We start from the raw sequence: 16,316 nt of genomic DNA on the forward strand, positions 1-16,316 counted from the left end.
CACCCATCATCGCTGCCGGTGATGGCGTAGTCGAGAAGGCAGGATGGGCGAGCGGTTATGGCCGCCAGACCATCATCCGCCACGCCAACGGGTATGTGAGTTCATATAACCACCAAAGCGGGATTGCAGAGGGCGTGACGCCGGGCGCCCGGGTGCGTCAAGGCCAGGTGATCGGCTATGTCGGCTCGACCGGCCAGTCTACCGGCAACCATCTGCACTACGAGCTGATCGTCAACGACCGGAAAGTCGATCCCATGCGTGTTCGACTTCCCGACAGCCATACGCTTGAGAACGAGACGCTCGAAGCCTTTATCCGCGAGCGTGAACGCGTCGATGAACTCCTGCAGGACTCGTTCACGGAGCCGGTACCGGTCGCAGACATATCAGGCTGATCGGAAGCGGTTTACTCAACAAACTCCACAGACACACCGGGTTTCACATTCTCGGCCAGCTCTTTGGCATCCCAATTCGTCAGGCGGATGCAGCCGTGCGATGACGTTTTCCCGATTTTGGAGGGATCCGGCGTGCCGTGAATACCGTAGGTCGGCTTCGAAAGTGCGATCCAGATCGTACCGACGGGTCCATTCGGTCCCGGCGGAATAGTCAGCACCCGGTCGTTATTGCCCTGCTTGAAATTCTTTCTCGGATCATAGGTGTATTCCGGATCGAAGGCGATTCGCTCCACCTCGTGCGTACCACTCGGTGAGGGTGTGTCGACAGACCCGATCGTCGCCGGATACGTGCTTAAAAGCTTCCCACGCTCATTATAAGCGCGCACTTGTTTGCGCCCCTTGTCAGCGACGATCCGCGCCACCTCTTCTTTTATCGGTTCGCCCGGATTGACCACCTTGATGATCGTTCCGGGGCGGTCAAAGTTTGCATTGGGATTAAGCGCGATCAGATAATCCTCAGCCATATGAAAGCGTTCAGCGAGCATTTCCGATACCCGCGTGTAACCGAGACGCTCCAGTTTGGCCTTCTCGCCGTAATCCTGCGGAACGGAAGCAATGTAAGGTCCGGCCGCATCCTCCGCAGTAATCGTATATTCGACGAAAGCGGGTCCGCCGGTCTTCTCCAGTTCGGCTTCGACCCATTCCGGATCATAAGTCCTTAAGCGCTGCCCCGTAAGCCGATGGTAGGCTTCAATGGCTCTATTGACGTTATCCCCGATCTGGCCATCGATCACGCCGGGCGAAGCACCGACCCTGTCCAACAGAACCTGGAATGCGGCAACCTCTTCCTTCGCGCCACGCGCTCCCGGCACGTCGAAAGAGGGAGTATCCTGCCTCCGTTCCCGCACATCGTCAGAATCCGGATCGGCAGCACCCATTCCCGAATCCGGCGGCATCGCAGCCGTATCGCGTTCATCGCCGAACGGCGGCTCGAGCGGAGCGCGGCGTACACTTCGGTCTTCCTGTTCAGGCGGATAGACTTCATAGCGCGGCTCCGCTGGCGGGAACACCTCATACCCGCCCCGGTTTCTCTGGTCGTAAGGTTCCTCGCCATATTCGGGAAAACCCTGCGCGCCGGGGCCATCCCATCCACGCGCGATCGCCGCTTCACGGTCGCGATAAAACCGCTCGACATCACGCGGATCGGTGAGATCGTAATAGTCCCGCCGCGACTCTCGCGTCCGCGAGGGCTCGGGAGGGGGTGGTGGCGGGCGCCGATCGGTTAGCGGACGGACCTCCACGATCTCTCCGGTGCGGGGATCGACAATAACCTCCCGTCCATACTGATCGATATACACATCGAAATCGTAGGCTTGAGCCAATTGCACCAGCTCGTCAGAATTGCCCTGTCCGGCCGGCGAGTCCATCCGCGCGGCGGAAAAGGCGTCCGTCGCATGAGGAACGGCCAGTGCGCCGAGGAGAAGAGTCAACCGCCTTAGCTTCAACCGCTCAATTCCTGCTTGCATATCGATTCCGAAGAGACATTTCACCGCCACTTTGTATGGCTCCTAGAATATGAACGGGGCATGAAAATGGCTAGAGGCTGTTAAGGACCCGTGATGGATTTGCGCCACATGCCTATCCGCCGGCCGGCTTTAATGCGCCGCGTACAATAGAGCGAACGACCGAGCGGAGTTCGTCATCGCTGATCTCCAGTTGGTTCAGTATGAGCCGTGTCCAGGCAAACGAAAGCACCAGTTCCGCAATGACGGAAGATTCCGCTTTAGCATCGAGATCACCGCGCGCCCTCGCCCGTTCCACCATTTCGGCGATGTGCGCGGATCTCTCCTTTGCGTAAGCCGCTACTGCTTCCAAGGCCTTTGGGTCGGCTTGCGCTTCTGCCAGGATAGACCGGAAGATCGAGCCGGAGAGCGTGCGGCGCCAGTGACCGAGCAGAGTGGAGAGAAGCACGAAAAGGTCTTCCTCCAGATCTCCAGTATCACCGTGAACGACATCACGCTTCTGGTGATGATAGACCTCGAGCAGAAGAGCAGCCTTGCTCGGCCACCAGCGGTATATGGTGGGCTTGCCCGCCCGCGCCCTGCGCGCGACCGCCTCAATGGTAAAGCCCGCATAGCCCTCCTCCTGCAGAACAGCCTGCGCGGCCTCACGGACGGCATCGGCTGTGGCAGGGCTGCGGCGGGCACCAATGGAGCGGCGCTGGGGCGGTTCCTCGTTCTTTCTCATCCGCTTCTCGCATTTCTCTTTTCAAGCGTAGCACAACGCCTTGACAAAACGAAACGGATCGTTTTATTTAACGAAACGTTCCGTTCTCATTAGACCTTTCGGAGAAGAGACTTTCCGGCTCATGTCACCATCCGGCCCTCTGTCTCGTCCTGTCGTCGTAATCACTAGTATGGAGAGCCAATCATGGACGCCCACAGCCACGCATCCGCTGCCGCCGCCCTTGAGCCCGCCCCTACTCGCTTTTCACGCCCCCGCTTTGCATTACTCCTTATTTTCGGGGTCTATCCCTTGATCACCGCCATCCTCTACCTGGTCTTCCCGCTCACCGAAGGATGGCTCTTGTGGCAGCGGACGCTGTTGATCGTGCCCATTATGGTGGTCTCGATGATCTGGGGATTGATCCCCCTTCTCCAGCGCGCCTTTCGCGGCTTCCTCAACCCGCCGGTACGACAAATCGGAGTATGACAAGGTACCAGCGTCTCTCCCGGGCCGGAAGACCGCTCCAGAATCGGCTTGCGTGGGCAGGGCGCATGAGGCAGACGGAGAAGGAGAATCCGTCCGTTTTCTTGAAAGTCTTCCATGGATACAACCGTCTCGCCGCTCGCTCCGAAGCACTATCCGAAATTGCCAGCGATCGAGGGAGTGCGCCTCGCTGCCGCCGAAGCAGGTATCAAATACCGAGGCCGCAAGGACCTCATGGTCATGGTTTTTGATGCTGGCACGGCGGTGGCCGGTGTTTTCACCCAGTCAAAATGTCCGTCGGCACCGGTTGAGTTCTGCAAGGAAAATTTGACCGGCGGAAAGGCACGGGCACTGGTCGTCAATTCCGGCAACGCAAACGCGTTCACAGGCCGAAGGGGACGCGAAGCAACGGCGATGACGGCCAACGCGGCGGCCGAAGCGCTCGGTGCGACTGAAAAGGAGATCTTTCTCGCCTCGACCGGTGTCATCGGCGAGCCGTTGGATGCCGGTGCGTTTTCTCAGGTGCTGAGCAATCTTGCGAGCCAGGCCCGGTCGGACGGTTGGGAAGATGCGGCGCGCGCGATCATGACCACGGATACATATCCGAAGCTGGCGACGGCCCGTGTGCGCCTCGGTGAGGTCGAAGTCGCCATCAACGGGATCGCCAAGGGTGCTGGGATGATCGCACCCGATATGGCGACCATGCTGTCCTTCGTAGCCACCGATGCGCCGATAGCCGCACCGGTGCTTCAGGACATGCTGAAAAAGGCGACGGCAAAGACGTTCAACGCGGTGACGGTCGACAGCGACACATCGACAAGCGACACACTGATGTTGTTCGCAACAGGTAAAGCCGCCACGCGCGGAGCACCCGAGATCGACAATGTGCGGGATTCGCGCCTTGGCCCTTTCCGCAGGGCACTTGGCGGGGTTCTGAAGGACCTTGCCTTACAAGTGGTCCGTGATGGCGAAGGGGCCCGCAAGCAGGTGGAAGTAACGGTCACCGGCGCGAAATCACCCCGTTCGGCAAAACGCATCGCGCTTTCCATCGCCAATTCGCCACTGGTGAAAACGGCAGTCGCAGGAGAGGATGCCAATTGGGGGCGCGTCGTCATGGCGGTCGGGAAGGCCGGTGAGCCTGCGGATCGCGATCGGCTCGACATCTGGTTCGGCGATATTCGCGTCGCTCATGCAGGGGAGCGAGACCATGACTATTCCGAAGAAGCGGCCTCTACCTATATGAAGCACGACGAAATCGCGATCCGTGTCGATCTCGGCATCGGGCGGGGCAAAGCGACCGTGTGGACCTGCGACCTTACCAAAGAGTATGTCGCCATCAACGGCGACTACCGGAGCTGACGGCGGCATGAAAAGACCCGCCCCGGAACATCTGGCTGTTATCCGCCAGTTCGAGGCGGCCGGCTTTCGTGCTTGGCCGGCCACGGCAGTGCACTATGACGGCACCTGGGCGGTACGACTAACGGCCAGCCATCCCTCCCATCGGCTCAATTCCGTAAACCCGCTCGATCCAAGCGACGATTGGCGTATCGAGGAACGGATCGAGCGGCTTACCCGCCACTTCCGGGCGTTTGGTCGGCCCTTTACGTTCCGCATATCGCCACTTGCAGCTCCAGCGGTCTCCGCCCACCTCGCTTCACAGGGTTGGCGAAAGATCAAAACGACGCTCGTGCTGCGGCGCGCGTTGAATGAACGTGTCTTCGCCGATGCCATGCATCAAATTCCGCTCAAGGATCTCGACCGGTTCGTCACTGCGGCATTCCAGGTGCACGGCTATCAAGACAAGCTGCGGCCGGGATTCACGGAAGTGATCAGCTCCATCAAACCGAGGGCAGGATTGTTTATCCTGGAGCAGGGAAATGTTCCGGTATCCACTGCGATTTGCGTGCATGACGGCCGTCTAGCCGGCCTGTTCGAGGTTGCGACCGTGGAAGCGGAACGCGGCAAGGGCTTTGGAAAACGGATGCTGCTTTCTGCTCTGAAGTGGGCCTATTCACACGGCGCGCGGGAGGCCTGGCTGCAGGTCGAACAAAGCAATGCTGCCGCGCTCAATCTTTATCGTTCGCTCGGATTCGAGGAAGTTTACCGCTATCACTACCGCCAGCCGGGGTCGGAGGCCTGAAAATGGACGTTCCGGTGAAGCCCGTTCTTCTGGTGGCTGCCTGCGCGCTTGTCGATGTCGATGGCCGCGTACTCCTCGCACGGAGGCCGGAAGGGAAGCCCATGGCAGGGCTGTGGGAGTTTCCCGGAGGCAAGGTGGAACCGGGCGAAGCACCGGAAGAGACGCTCCTGCGCGAGCTCGACGAGGAACTGGGCATCGAGACGAAGGTTACGTGCCTTGCACCGCTGACTTTCGCCAGCCATGCCTACGAGGATTTCCACCTCCTTATGCCCTTGTTCGTCTGCCGCCGCTTCTGGGGCATTCCGCAGCCGCGGGAGGGGCAGACACTTAAATGGGTGCGCCCGCGGCAGATGCGGGACTACCCGATGCCTCCCGCCGACGCGCCGCTGATCCCGTTTCTTGTCGATCTCTTGTGACGTTTACCCGGAACGTTAATCGTTCCTTTAGTCATTGCTCCCAAATTTAACTACGTGAGCCGCGTACACGCGGGCAGGCTGCAAGGTGGAGATCGAATGAATTCCCGGATCGAGGAATCATTGCGGGACAGGAGGAACTGGACGCACTTCAGCAAGGCAGGAGCGGGCATGCTCAGGATTGCGCTTCTGTTCGGTTCCGTCGCGATAGCGCTGACACTGCTGCTTGTTCCCGTTCTGGAACGGCGAACGAACCAGATCGCCGGCAGCGCGATCGGTGTCGACACTATATCGACCGGCTCGCTAGGTGACCGGAGCCGCACCTACACGATCCGTCGAAGCGTATTTCAACCCCGGAATGCCGTTTGCGTCATACGCGACGATGGCACGACGAACGGCGCATGCTAATCCCACCGCCGTTAAGAAATATTAACAGTTTTCCTTAGAATGGCCCTCGGGAGAAGAGGTCAATCATGTTCAGACACTTCCTCCAAAGCAGAGACGGGACGACCGCGGTCGAGTACGCGCTGATCGTCGGCATCCTCGTCCTGGCCATTATTACCGGGGTGACGGAAGTAGGTCGCCTGGTCGGCGAAACCTACGGCGATGTTGCCGACAAGGTCTCCGCCGCGACTGAGTGATGGAAGCATCAATCGCCTTCTTTGCCGCCTTCTCCTTCCGGGGAGAGGACCGTCTTCAGAGAAACCTTCGCGCTGCCGGGCTTGAGCGGCTTTTGCTGTGACCCATGCGGTGTCCAGCCGGACATCCAGATGGTGTTGAAGGTGGCACGTATGCGTCCATCTGGATCGGAGAATTGCTCCTGATAGATTTCCGCTGCCCTGAGGAAGAGGTGCCGGCTCGTGGGACGCCGACTGCGTTGGGCCAGCGCATTGGTTGCACCCATCGCGCGCAAGTCACGCATCAGGTCGAACATGGTCGCATAGCGCACGGTGACTGTTTCGGTATCGGCGACGGGCAAGGCAAAGCCGGCGCGCTGGAGAAGACCTCCGACATCGCGCACGTCGGCAAAGGGGCTGACGCGCGGGGCCGCCCCTCCGCTTAGCTCCGTTTCCGCCTGCAAAAGGCTCTGCCGCAACTCCTGAAGAGTTCCAGCTCCCGCCATGGCTCCGAGGAACAGTCCGTCCGGCCGCAAAGCACGGCGAATCTGCACCAGCAGACCGGGGACATCGTTGATTTCGTGCAATGTCATCAATGAAACAGCTAGCCCGATACTCTCCGCATCGAGCGGAACCGTTTCCGGCGGAGCGACGATGCCGGACGGATCATCTGCCAACAGGCGTCCGTCCGCTTCGACCCGGACTATCGAATCGGCCTTGCCGCTTCTGGCAATGGCTGCCGCCGCATCGGGCAGAAGACAGAAGAGTGCGGCTGCACGATCAAAACGCCGCGTGACGGTCGCCAGTCGTTCTTCCAGATCCTCTGCTGTTCGATGCATAAGGAACCGGGCGTCGCCGTCACCTCGCTCAAAGGCACGGCGCTTGCGCGCGAGCAAAAGATCGGTATCGAAAATCGCTTCCATATCCGTCGGCTTTCCTGTTCAAAGTCGCGCAATGGCACAAAAGTGCTATGCTCGAAAAGACGGTGAACGGCTTGGGAACAATATGGGTGTCATGGGGCGGACAATCGAGGTGATGCGGGAATGGCCGGCACGCGTGCTGTTCCCGGCTGTTTGCCTGGGCTGCCGCGACCTTGTCACCGAACCGGGCACCCTCTGTCCCGCATGCTGGCCGAAAATTCGCTTCCTCGATCGGCCATGGTGTCCAGTGATGGGTACACCCTTCAGCTATGACATGGGTGAAGGGTTCCTGTCTGCCGAGGCGATCGCCAACCCACCGCCTTTTGCGCGGGCGCGAGCCGCCGTTGCCTATAATGGCGTTGTCAAACGCATGGTCCAGGGTCTGAAATTCTCCGATCGCGAGGACCTGGCACCCTGGATGGCACGGTGGATGCTGCGTGCGGGGAGCGAACTGACCGAGGAGGGTCCGGTCGTGATTCCTGTGCCGCTGCACCGGATGCGCTTTTTCGCACGGCGCTTCAACCAGTCTGCCGAACTTGCGCGGGCCTTCGCTCGACAGGCCGGTCTGGAGTTTGCGCCGGCCGCTCTCCAGCGGCGCCGTCCGACACGCCAGCAGGTGGGTCTCGGCGCGCGCGAGAGGGAAGCCAATGTTCGTGGCGCCTTCATTGCTCCCCCCGACGGCGTGACTGCTCTTAAAGGGCGGCGTGTCATCCTGGTCGATGATGTTTATACCACCGGTGCGACCGTTTCCGCGGCAACTCGTGCTCTTAAGCGGGCGGGCGTGCAAACTGTGGACGTGTTGACTTTCGCTCGGGTCCTCCCCGGGCACTTTGCGTCGGATAAAAGCGAAACTATATAGGCGGCGACAAGGCGAGACAGAAATGGCTGATGTAATCATCTATACCCGGCCGGGATGTGGCTTCTGCACCGCAGCAAAGCGGCTTCTGGATCAGAAAGGTGTGGCATACACCGAGCATGACGTGGGCAGTTCGCCGGAACTGCGGAAAGAGATGATCCAGCGCGCGCGCGGACATTCCACATTTCCGCAGATATTCATCAATGACGCCCACATTGGCGGGTGTGACGAGCTTTATGCCCTGGAGCGTGCGGGCAAGCTCGACGACCTGCTTGAGGGGCGTGCCGCATGAGCACTTTGCGCACCGCCGCATTACAGATGCGTTCCGGGACTGATCCGCGCGTCAATCTTGAGACTTTCGAAGCCCTTGTCCGCGAGGCGGCGGACAAGGGAGCTCAATACGTGCAGAGCCCGGAGATGACCGGCATTCTCGTGCGCAGCCGCGAGTTGTTATTTTCACGCATCCAAACCGTTGAGGCGGACCCTCTGGTGCAACGAGCCGCCGATCTGGCGCGGGAGCTGTCGCTGTTCGTCCATATCGGATCGACAGCCATCAAGCTGGCTGACGGTAAGGTGGCCAACAGGGCTTTTCTTTTCGGGCCGAATGGCGCGCAAATCGCCTCCTACGACAAGGTCCACATGTTCGATGTGGACCTGGACCACGGCGAAAGCTGGCGGGAATCGGCGACCTACGCGGCCGGTGAGAAGACTGTCGTCGCCAGGCTTCCCTTCGGACGGGTCGGGCTTTCCATCTGTTATGATCTGCGTTTTCCGCAGCTCTTCCGTGCGCAGGCGCTCGCCGGCGCGGACATTCTGACCGCCCCTGCCGCGTTTACCCGCCAGACCGGGAAGGCACACTGGCATGTGCTTACGCGAGCACGCGCCATCGAAAACGGCGCCTGGCTTGTTGCAGCGGCGCAAGGAGGCGAACACGAGGACGGACGCGAAACCTACGGCCATTCCATAATCATCGATCCATGGGGTCGCATCGCTGCAGAGGCGGAGCATGACGAGCCCGCAGTGATCGTTGCGGATATCGACACCGGGGCGGTTGCGAAGGCGCGTGCCAAAGTCCCCAATCTGAAGAACGCACGCAAGTTCGACGTTGCCGAGGCCGCCTTTGAAGGAGGTGTCATATGATCCGCTTTGGTCTGGTTTGTGAGAACAAGCACGCATTCGAAGCGTGGTTTCGCAATAGCGAGGATTTCGAGAGCCAGAAGGCCCGCGACCTCGTCTCATGTCCGCACTGCAATTCGCATGGTGTGGAAAAGGCCTTGATGGCGCCCGCGATCGCCACGCGCGAGGAGAAGAAGCCGGTAGCACTGAGCATGAACGAGCAGCAGAAGCAAGCGCTGGCCAAGCTCAAGGAAATTACCGAAAAGGTCCGCCATAACGCAGATTACGTGGGCGACAAGTTTGCCGAGGAGGCACGGAAGATTCACTTTGGTGAAACCGAAGCGCGCGGCATTTACGGCGAAGCCACGGCGGAGGAAGCGAAGAGTCTAGCCGACGAAGGCGTCGAATTCATGCCCCTGCCGGTTTTTCCGGACGATCAGAATTAAAGACCAAACACATTGGACCCATGGCTTCATGTCTCCGGGATCAGCTGATTATACCACGTATCAACGTCAGCTCGACGCGTCTCCACGCGGTCTTTCGGCCAGCACCATGTAGTTGACGTCGATGTCGCGTGAACGCTGCCAGCGATCGGAAATAGGGTTGTAGACCACCCCCGTTTTGTCCTTCACCACCAATCCACCGGTCGCCAGCGCGCGCTCCAACTCCTCGGGACGAACCAGTTTACCGTATTGATGCGTTCCGCGCGGAAGCCAGCGCAGCACATATTCCGCACCGATAATGGCGAGCCCCAGTGCCTTGAGCGTGCGATTGATGGTGGCGACGAACATGATGCCGCCGGGTTTGAGCATCTCGGCGCATTTTCCGAGGAAGAGGTCGATATCGGCTACATGCTCGACCACCTCCATGTTCAGAATGACGTCGAACTTCTCGCCTTTGTCACAAAGCGCTTCGGCCGTTTCGGCGCGGTAGTCCACCTTCACGCCGCTTTCGGTGGCATGCAGTTTCGCCACCTCGATATTCGTTTCCGATGCATCGGCCCCAACCACTTCGGCTCCCAGCCGTGCCATAGGCTCGCAGAGGAGCCCTCCCCCGCAGCCTATGTCGAGAAAACGCAATTTTTCGAAGGGCTGCGCCCTGCGTGGATCGCGACCGAAATGCGCGGTGACATTGTCCCGGATATAGGCGAGCCGAACCGGATTGAACCTGTGCAGCGCGCGGAACTTGCCGTTCGGATTCCACCATTCAGCGGCCAATGCCGAAAAACGTTCGATCTCGCCGCTATCTACGGTGGTTCGTCGAGCCTCGGGCATGAGTGTGGTCTCCTCTTAGGCGGTCATCAAGTCGTAGCAACAGCGGGGGATGTCAAGTCCGCCGTGCCCGGCGCCCACACTTTGCCCGGAAATACGCTAGTATGTGCGTATTTATGGGGCAAACCGTTGCTTGCGGAAGGCGTCTCCATCCGGTATTTGACTTCCGCCGGAGACGGCGCGGAGTCCAATTGGGCCCCGTTCGTATATCTGGAAAACGTTGAAGGCAATCTCACGCCATGGCGCGCATCGTGATGAAATTCGGCGGGACATCAGTCGCCGATCTCGACCGCATTCACAATGTGGCGCGGCACGTCAAACGCGAGATCGATAACGGGCACGAGGTCGCGGTGGTCGTCTCCGCCATGGCGGGAAAGACCAATGAACTCGTCGGCTGGGCACAAGCCATTCCACGGGTGACGGGCGCCCCATCGCCTCTCTACGACGCGCGAGAATACGATGCCATCGTGGCCTCTGGCGAGCAGGTATCGAGCGGTCTTCTGGCGATCGCTTTGCAATCCATCGGCGTCGATGCACGTTCCTGGCAGGGCTGGCAAATCCCGATTCGTACCGATAACGCCCACGGAGCGGCGCGCATTCTCGATATCGAAGGCGCGGAGATCACGCGTCGCATGGGGCTGGGACAGGTCGCTGTCGTGACGGGCTTTCAGGGACTGGCTCCCGACAATCGGATCGCGACACTGGGGCGCGGCGGTTCGGATACGAGCGCCGTTGCAGTGGCTGCGGCACTGAAGGCGGACCGCTGCGATATCTATACCGATGTGGACGGCGTCTATACGACCGACCCGCGGATTGAACCCAAGGCGCGGCGGCTTGCCCGCATTTCCTTTGAGGAAATGCTGGAACTCGCATCCCAGGGGGCCAAGGTCCTGCAGGTTCGCTCTGTCGAGCTTGCTATGGTGCACAAGGTCAGAACCTTTGTAAGGTCCTCATTCGAGGATCCGGACGCGCCGGGCATGGGCGATTTCGATAATCCGCCCGGCACGCTCATTTGCGACGAGGAAGAGATCGTGGAACAGCAGGTCGTCACCGGTATCGCCTACGCCAAGGACGAGGCGCAGATTTCGCTGCGCCGGGTGGCCGACAGGCCGGGCGTTTCCGCCGGCATTTTCGGGCCGCTCGCCGAGGCGAACATCAATGTCGACATGATCGTCCAGAATGTTTCCGAGGATGGTTCGCGCACGGACATAACCTTCACGGTGCCGACCGGCGACCTTGAAAAGGCCGTAAGCGCGCTCGAAAAAGCGCGTGACACCGTCGGCTTCGACGCGATTCAATCCGAGGCCGGGTTGGTCAAGGTTTCGGTTATCGGGATCGGGATGCGTAGCCATGCGGGTGTCGCGGCTACAGCCTTTAAGGCGCTGGCGGATAAGGGTATTAATATACGGGCAATCACCACGTCCGAGATTAAAATTTCAATTTTGATCGATAGCGCCTATGCCGAATTGGCGGTGCGGACTTTGCATTCGGTCTACGGGCTGGATAGGCAGTAGGACGATTGGCTGGAGCCGTACTACGGGCGTGGCCTGGCCACGCTTGACGAGGCTGGAGTAAGGTTCGATGCGAGAAATTACCGCTGGCCCGCGCGTGCTGCTGAGACGTCTCCGTGAAATGATGGCGGAAGCGCTGGAGCCGCAAGAGAGACTCGACCGAATTGTGCGCGAGATCGCGCAGAACATGGTGGCCGAGGTGTGCTCCCTTTATATATTGCGCGCGGACTCGGTCCTCGAACTCTATGCCACAGAGGGTTTGAACCCTACCTCCGTCCACCTCGCGCAATTGCGTCTTGGCCAGGGCCTCGTCGGTTCGATTGCGGCGAGCGCCCGGCCGCTCAGCCTTTCGGATGCACAGAAGCACCCCGCCTTCGCCTATTTGCCGGAGACCGGTGAGGAGATCTACCATTCCTTCCTGGGCGTGCCGGTGCTGAGAGCCGGACGCACGCTGGGTGTACTCGTGGTGCAGAACCAAACGCGGCGCCAGTACCGAGAAGACGAGGTGGAAGCGCTCGAGACTGTCGCCATGGTGATCGCGGAGATGATCGCGACAGGCGATCTGGCACGTCTCAACCGGGCCGGCATCGAACTGGACCTGAGGAGTTCTGCCACTCTCAAGGGGCTGTGCTTCAACGATGGCATCGGGCTTGGGCACGTGGTCCTGCACGAGCCGCGCATTGTGGTCACGAATCTCTTCAACGAGGATTCGGATCAGGAACTGGAGAGGCTGAACGAGGCGCTCAGTTCACTCAGGCTTTCCATCGACGATATGCTTTCCCGGCGAGATGTCGCCTTCGAAGGTGAACACCGGGCCGTACTCGAGGCCTATCGCATGTTTGCCAACGATCGCGGTTGGGTTCGGCGACTGGAAGAGGCCGTGAGCAACGGCCTCACAGCGGAAGCGGCGGTGGAGAAAGTGCAAAGCGATATGCGCGCGCGCATGCTGCACATGACCGACCCATATTTGCGCGAGCGCATGAGCGATTTCGACGATCTCGCCAATCGCCTTCTGCGTCAGCTCATGGGGCGCGGACCGGATGCGCTTTCGGAGATCGTCCCGAAGGATGCGATCATCGTCGCCAGGTCGATGGGAGCGGCCGAACTGCTCGACTATCCGCGCGAGCGGTTGCGTGGGTTGGTCCTGGAGGAAGCAACGCCGACCAGCCATATCGTGATCGTGGCGCGCGCTCTCGGTGTACCCACCGTGGGTCAGGTGAAGGGCGCGGTCTCCATGGCGGAAAATGGCGACGCCGTCATTGCCGATGGCGAGGATGGGCAGGTGCATCTGCGCCCGCAGGCCGATATCGAGGCTGCGTATAAGGAAAAGGTTCGTTTCCGCGCGCGACGCCAGCGCCATTACCGCGAACTGCGCGATAAGCCGGCAATGACCAAGGACGGCATAGCCGTCGACCTCCTTATGAATGCGGGGCTCGCCGTCGATCTGCCGCAACTCGCGCAGTCGGGGGCTGCGGGAATCGGACTGTTCCGCACGGAGCTGCAGTTCATGGTCGTCTCGACCTTTCCCCGCGTCGAAGCGCAGGAACGGCTCTACCGGGACGTGCTGGACGCGGCGGACGATAAGCCGGTGACCTTCCGCACCATCGATATCGGCGGAGATAAGGTGCTCCCGTATTTCAAGGGGGCCCAGCACGAGGAAAACCCCGCGCTCGGCTGGCGTGCCATCCGGCTGACCCTCGACCGGCCGGCGCTGTTGCGCACGCAAATTCGTGCTCTGCTCAAGGCAGCAGGCGGCCGTGAACTCAGGCTGATGCTGCCAATGATCACGACGGTGGAGGAAATTCACCAGGCCCGAGCCATCATCGACAGGGAAGTGCGGCATCTATCGCGCTTTGCGTATCATCTGCCGACCAGCCTCAAACTGGGTGCGATGGTCGAGGTGCCGGCGCTCTTGTGGCAGCTTGACGAGTTGATGCAGGCTGTAGACTTCGTCTCCGTCGGTTCAAATGACCTGTTTCAGTTCGTAACCGCTACCGACCGGGGCAACACACGCATTTCGGACCGCTTCGACCCTTTGAGCGTGCACTTCCTGCGGCTCTTGCGCCAGATCGTCCATGCGGGCAGCGAGGCGGGAACGCCCGTCACCCTGTGCGGAGAACTTGCGGGACGGCCGATTACAGCCATGGCGCTTTTGGGAATCGGGTACCGTGCCATCTCGATGGCGCCAGCTGCGATCGGCCCGGTTAAGGCCATGCTTTGCGACCTGCCGCTGGAATTGCTGTCCGAGCGAATGGACGAAGCTCTTGCCAATGGCGGTACGAAGACCGATATCCGCGCTGAACTAAAGCGATTTGCCAGCGAACACGACATTCCTGTTTGAGAAATCTAAGTATGACTGAACTGCCGCGCGAACGAATGGACCAGGTGCTGAAGCGTTTCGAGCTTATCGAGGCGCAGATGGCGGCTGGCCCATCGCCGGACGAGTATGTGAAGCTCGCCTCGGAATACGCGGAGCTGCAGGAGGTTGTCGAAAGCATTCGCACGCTGCGGAAGGCCGAGGAAGAGCTTGCCGACCTGGAAGCAATGATCGCCGACAAGGCGACCGAGCGCGAAATGCGAGAATTGGCCGAGGCGGACCGTAAGGAAGTGGACGAGCAGGTGGAAGACTTGCGCCAGAAGCTGCAAGTCCTGCTGATGCCCAAGGATGAAGCCGACCAGAAAAATGCTATTCTCGAGATCCGCGCCGGCACCGGCGGGCACGAGGCGGCCCTGTTCGCGGGCGATCTTTTTCGCATGTATGAGCGCTACGCCGCCGAACGGGGCTGGCGCGTCGAGGTCATGTCGGCCAGCGAGGGGGAAGCGGGCGGTTACAAGGAAATCATCGCCACGGTTTCTGGGCGCGGCGTGTTCTCACGGCTGAAATTCGAGTCCGGTGTGCACCGGGTACAGCGCGTGCCCGCTACCGAAACACAAGGACGCATCCATACGTCTGCCGCCACTGTCGCTGTCCTGCCGGAGGCGGAAGAAGTTGATATTGAAATCCGGCCGGAAGATATCCGCATCGATACGATGCGTTCCTCCGGTGCGGGCGGGCAGCACGTCAACACCACCGATTCCGCGGTGCGTCTGACGCATATCCCAACAGGCATCGTGGTGTTGCAGTCGGAAAAGTCCCAGCACCAGAACCGCGCACGCGCCATGCAGATCCTTCGCGCCCGCCTTTTCGACGCCGAACGCTCGAAAGCCGAGGACGAACGTTCGGAAGCACGGCGTCTGCAGGTGGGTACCGGCGATCGTTCCGAGCGTATCCGCACCTACAACTTCCCACAGGGCCGTGTAACGGATCATCGAATCAATCTGACGCTTTACAAGCTCGACAGGGTCATACAGGGCGATATGGACGAGTTGATCGACGCACTGATCGCGGATCACCAGTCAAGGCTCTTGGCCGAAGCAGATGCAGAGAGCTGACCAGTCTTCCGGCACCCTGGGAGCTTTGCTCGACGAGGCCCGGCTGCGGCTGGCGAATTCCGCAGTAAGCGATCCAAGGCTGGAGGCGCGCCTGATTGTGGAGCACTTCACGGAGACCACCCGCACGGATGCCATCGTCACCCCGGAAAAAGCGATCGATCGAGCGCAGGCGTTGGCAGCACTGGCGGCAGTGGAAGAGCGCGCCGCGGGCAGACCGGTTCATCGCATTTTCGGCTTTCGGGAATTCTATGGACTGAAGCTTTCGTTGAGCGCTGCAACGCTGGAGCCGCGGCCCGATACTGAAACATTGGTTGATCTGGTTTTGCCGCAGGTTCGCCGAACGGCCGAGACAAAGGGCCATTGCCGCATCCTCGATCTCGGGACGGGAACCGGGGCCATTGCGTTGGCTTTGTTGAAGGAGGTTGCAAATGCGGAAGCCGTTGCTACCGATATTTCCTCTGAGGCCCTTGCAACCGCTACACGAAATGCCGATATTAATGGGTGTGCGGCGCGTTTCACGCCGCTGCGATCGAATTGGCTGGAGGGTATCGATGGCCGGTTCGACCTGATTGTCTCCAATCCGCCATATATATCGAGTACAGAACTGGAGACACTGCCGCGCGAAGTACGGGTCCATGATCCACTGACGGCGCTCGATGGCGGACCGGACGGTCTGGCCCCCTACAGGCGGATTGCCGCGGACGCCGGGAGCCATTTGACTGAAGAGGGACTTGCTGCCGTGGAAATCGGCTACGATCAACGCGAAGCCGTAACTGCGATCTTCGCCGGTCGGGGCTTCAGAGTTCTAAAGACTGCCCGCGACCTGGGTGACCGTGACAGAGCAATACTGTTCTCACATGAGCAATCGGCATGATGCAGCGGAAAAAAGACTTGGCAATCGCCGGGAATGTCGCTAGGTTCCGCCTGCCGGATGAGACG

At 60.2% G+C, this 16,316-nt stretch carries 19 protein-coding genes (1 of these 19 running past the window's edge); 15 read left to right on the forward strand and 4 right to left on the reverse strand.

Going from position 1 to position 16,316, the window contains the following annotated elements:
- Nucleotides 1-392, forward strand: partial view of a M23 family metallopeptidase gene (locus LY631_RS14090; protein WP_274426103.1) — the 3' end only. It extends 1,543 nt beyond the left edge of the window; the window shows 392 of its 1,935 coding nt (coding positions 1,544-1,935); its start codon lies off the left edge, out of view; it ends in the stop codon at nucleotides 390-392.
- An 11-nt stretch (nucleotides 393-403) separates the two neighbouring features.
- Here the strand turns inward: LY631_RS14090 and LY631_RS14095 are convergent, their stop codons facing one another.
- Together LY631_RS14095 and LY631_RS14100 are read right to left on the reverse strand one after the other, a co-directional pair.
- Nucleotides 404-1,918 (reverse strand): L,D-transpeptidase, encoded by a 1,515-nt coding sequence (locus LY631_RS14095; protein ID WP_274426104.1) that lies wholly within the window; start codon nucleotides 1,916-1,918, stop codon nucleotides 404-406.
- A gap of 112 nt (nucleotides 1,919-2,030) precedes the next feature.
- Entirely contained in the window at nucleotides 2,031-2,639 is a 609-nt protein-coding gene (locus tag LY631_RS14100; protein WP_274426105.1) for a TetR/AcrR family transcriptional regulator, read from the reverse strand.
- 183 nt (nucleotides 2,640-2,822) lie between these two features.
- On the opposite strand from LY631_RS14100, the gene LY631_RS14105 reads away from it, so the two are divergent.
- The 6 genes from LY631_RS14105 (at nucleotide 2,823) to LY631_RS14130 (ending at nucleotide 6,295) form a co-directional block, all read left to right on the forward strand.
- Nucleotides 2,823-3,104, forward strand: coding sequence for a hypothetical protein (locus tag LY631_RS14105; RefSeq protein WP_274426107.1), 282 nt, complete (start codon nucleotides 2,823-2,825; stop codon nucleotides 3,102-3,104).
- Between the two features lie 114 nt (nucleotides 3,105-3,218).
- On the forward strand, nucleotides 3,219-4,460 hold the full coding sequence (gene argJ / locus LY631_RS14110; RefSeq protein ID WP_274426109.1) for a bifunctional glutamate N-acetyltransferase/amino-acid acetyltransferase ArgJ: 1,242 nt from the start codon (nucleotides 3,219-3,221) through the stop codon (nucleotides 4,458-4,460).
- A 7-nt stretch (nucleotides 4,461-4,467) separates the two neighbouring features.
- Nucleotides 4,468-5,241, forward strand: coding sequence for a GNAT family N-acetyltransferase (locus LY631_RS14115; RefSeq protein WP_274426111.1), 774 nt, complete (start codon nucleotides 4,468-4,470; stop codon nucleotides 5,239-5,241).
- Nucleotides 5,242-5,243: 2 nt separating this feature from the next.
- On the forward strand, nucleotides 5,244-5,657 hold the full coding sequence (locus LY631_RS14120; RefSeq protein ID WP_274426113.1) for a (deoxy)nucleoside triphosphate pyrophosphohydrolase: 414 nt from the start codon (nucleotides 5,244-5,246) through the stop codon (nucleotides 5,655-5,657).
- A 96-nt stretch (nucleotides 5,658-5,753) separates the two neighbouring features.
- The gene (locus LY631_RS14125; RefSeq protein ID WP_274426114.1) at nucleotides 5,754-6,062 is read left to right on the forward strand and encodes a hypothetical protein; all 309 of its coding nucleotides are present in this window, start codon (nucleotides 5,754-5,756) and stop codon (nucleotides 6,060-6,062) included.
- A gap of 65 nt (nucleotides 6,063-6,127) precedes the next feature.
- Nucleotides 6,128-6,295: a Flp family type IVb pilin gene (locus LY631_RS14130; protein ID WP_274426115.1), complete on the forward strand. Its 168-nt coding sequence runs from the start codon at nucleotides 6,128-6,130 to the stop codon at nucleotides 6,293-6,295.
- Nucleotides 6,296-6,303: 8 nt separating this feature from the next.
- Here the strand turns inward: LY631_RS14130 and LY631_RS14135 are convergent, their stop codons facing one another.
- Entirely contained in the window at nucleotides 6,304-7,194 is an 891-nt protein-coding gene (locus LY631_RS14135; RefSeq protein ID WP_274426116.1) for a methyltransferase domain-containing protein, read from the reverse strand.
- Nucleotides 7,195-7,276: 82 nt separating this feature from the next.
- Between LY631_RS14135 and LY631_RS14140 the strand changes: the two genes are divergently transcribed.
- The 4 genes from LY631_RS14140 to LY631_RS14155 are packed head-to-tail and all read left to right on the forward strand — an operon-like array spanning nucleotide 7,277 to nucleotide 9,609.
- Nucleotides 7,277-8,050: a ComF family protein gene (locus LY631_RS14140; RefSeq protein ID WP_274426172.1), complete on the forward strand. Its 774-nt coding sequence runs from the start codon at nucleotides 7,277-7,279 to the stop codon at nucleotides 8,048-8,050.
- A gap of 22 nt (nucleotides 8,051-8,072) precedes the next feature.
- Nucleotides 8,073-8,339, forward strand: a complete 267-nt coding sequence (grxC, locus tag LY631_RS14145) for a glutaredoxin 3 (protein WP_274426117.1) — start codon at nucleotides 8,073-8,075, stop codon at nucleotides 8,337-8,339.
- Nucleotides 8,336-9,187 carry a carbon-nitrogen hydrolase family protein gene (locus LY631_RS14150; RefSeq protein ID WP_274426119.1) on the forward strand — a complete coding sequence of 284 codons (852 nt, stop codon included), beginning with the start codon at nucleotides 8,336-8,338 and terminating at the stop codon, nucleotides 9,185-9,187. The genes grxC and LY631_RS14150 overlap by 4 nt, the downstream gene beginning before the upstream one ends.
- Nucleotides 9,184-9,609, forward strand: a complete 426-nt coding sequence (locus tag LY631_RS14155; protein WP_274426120.1) for a DUF1178 family protein — start codon at nucleotides 9,184-9,186, stop codon at nucleotides 9,607-9,609. The genes LY631_RS14150 and LY631_RS14155 overlap by 4 nt, the downstream gene beginning before the upstream one ends.
- Before the next feature lie 66 nt (nucleotides 9,610-9,675).
- Here the strand turns inward: LY631_RS14155 and ubiG are convergent, their stop codons facing one another.
- Nucleotides 9,676-10,437, reverse strand: a complete 762-nt coding sequence (ubiG, locus tag LY631_RS14160; protein ID WP_274426121.1) for a bifunctional 2-polyprenyl-6-hydroxyphenol methylase/3-demethylubiquinol 3-O-methyltransferase UbiG — start codon at nucleotides 10,435-10,437, stop codon at nucleotides 9,676-9,678.
- Between the two features lie 236 nt (nucleotides 10,438-10,673).
- On the opposite strand from ubiG, the gene LY631_RS14165 reads away from it, so the two are divergent.
- From LY631_RS14165 to prmC, 4 genes are all read left to right on the forward strand, one after another.
- A complete protein-coding gene (locus LY631_RS14165) occupies nucleotides 10,674-11,948 on the forward strand; it encodes an aspartate kinase (protein ID WP_274426122.1) in 1,275 nt (424 codons plus the stop codon).
- A 67-nt stretch (nucleotides 11,949-12,015) separates the two neighbouring features.
- The gene (ptsP, locus tag LY631_RS14170) at nucleotides 12,016-14,286 is read left to right on the forward strand and encodes a phosphoenolpyruvate--protein phosphotransferase (protein ID WP_274426123.1); all 2,271 of its coding nucleotides are present in this window, start codon (nucleotides 12,016-12,018) and stop codon (nucleotides 14,284-14,286) included.
- Between the two features lie 11 nt (nucleotides 14,287-14,297).
- The gene (prfA, locus tag LY631_RS14175) at nucleotides 14,298-15,377 is read left to right on the forward strand and encodes a peptide chain release factor 1 (protein ID WP_274426124.1); all 1,080 of its coding nucleotides are present in this window, start codon (nucleotides 14,298-14,300) and stop codon (nucleotides 15,375-15,377) included.
- A complete protein-coding gene (prmC, locus tag LY631_RS14180; RefSeq protein WP_274426125.1) occupies nucleotides 15,364-16,251 on the forward strand; it encodes a peptide chain release factor N(5)-glutamine methyltransferase in 888 nt (295 codons plus the stop codon). Before prfA ends, prmC begins: the two co-directional genes overlap by 14 nt.
- Nucleotides 16,252-16,316 lie beyond the last annotated feature (65 nt).

The organism is Chelativorans sp. YIM 93263, from assembly GCF_028767125.1.
Classification (GTDB): domain Bacteria; phylum Pseudomonadota; class Alphaproteobacteria; order Rhizobiales; family Rhizobiaceae; genus Chelativorans.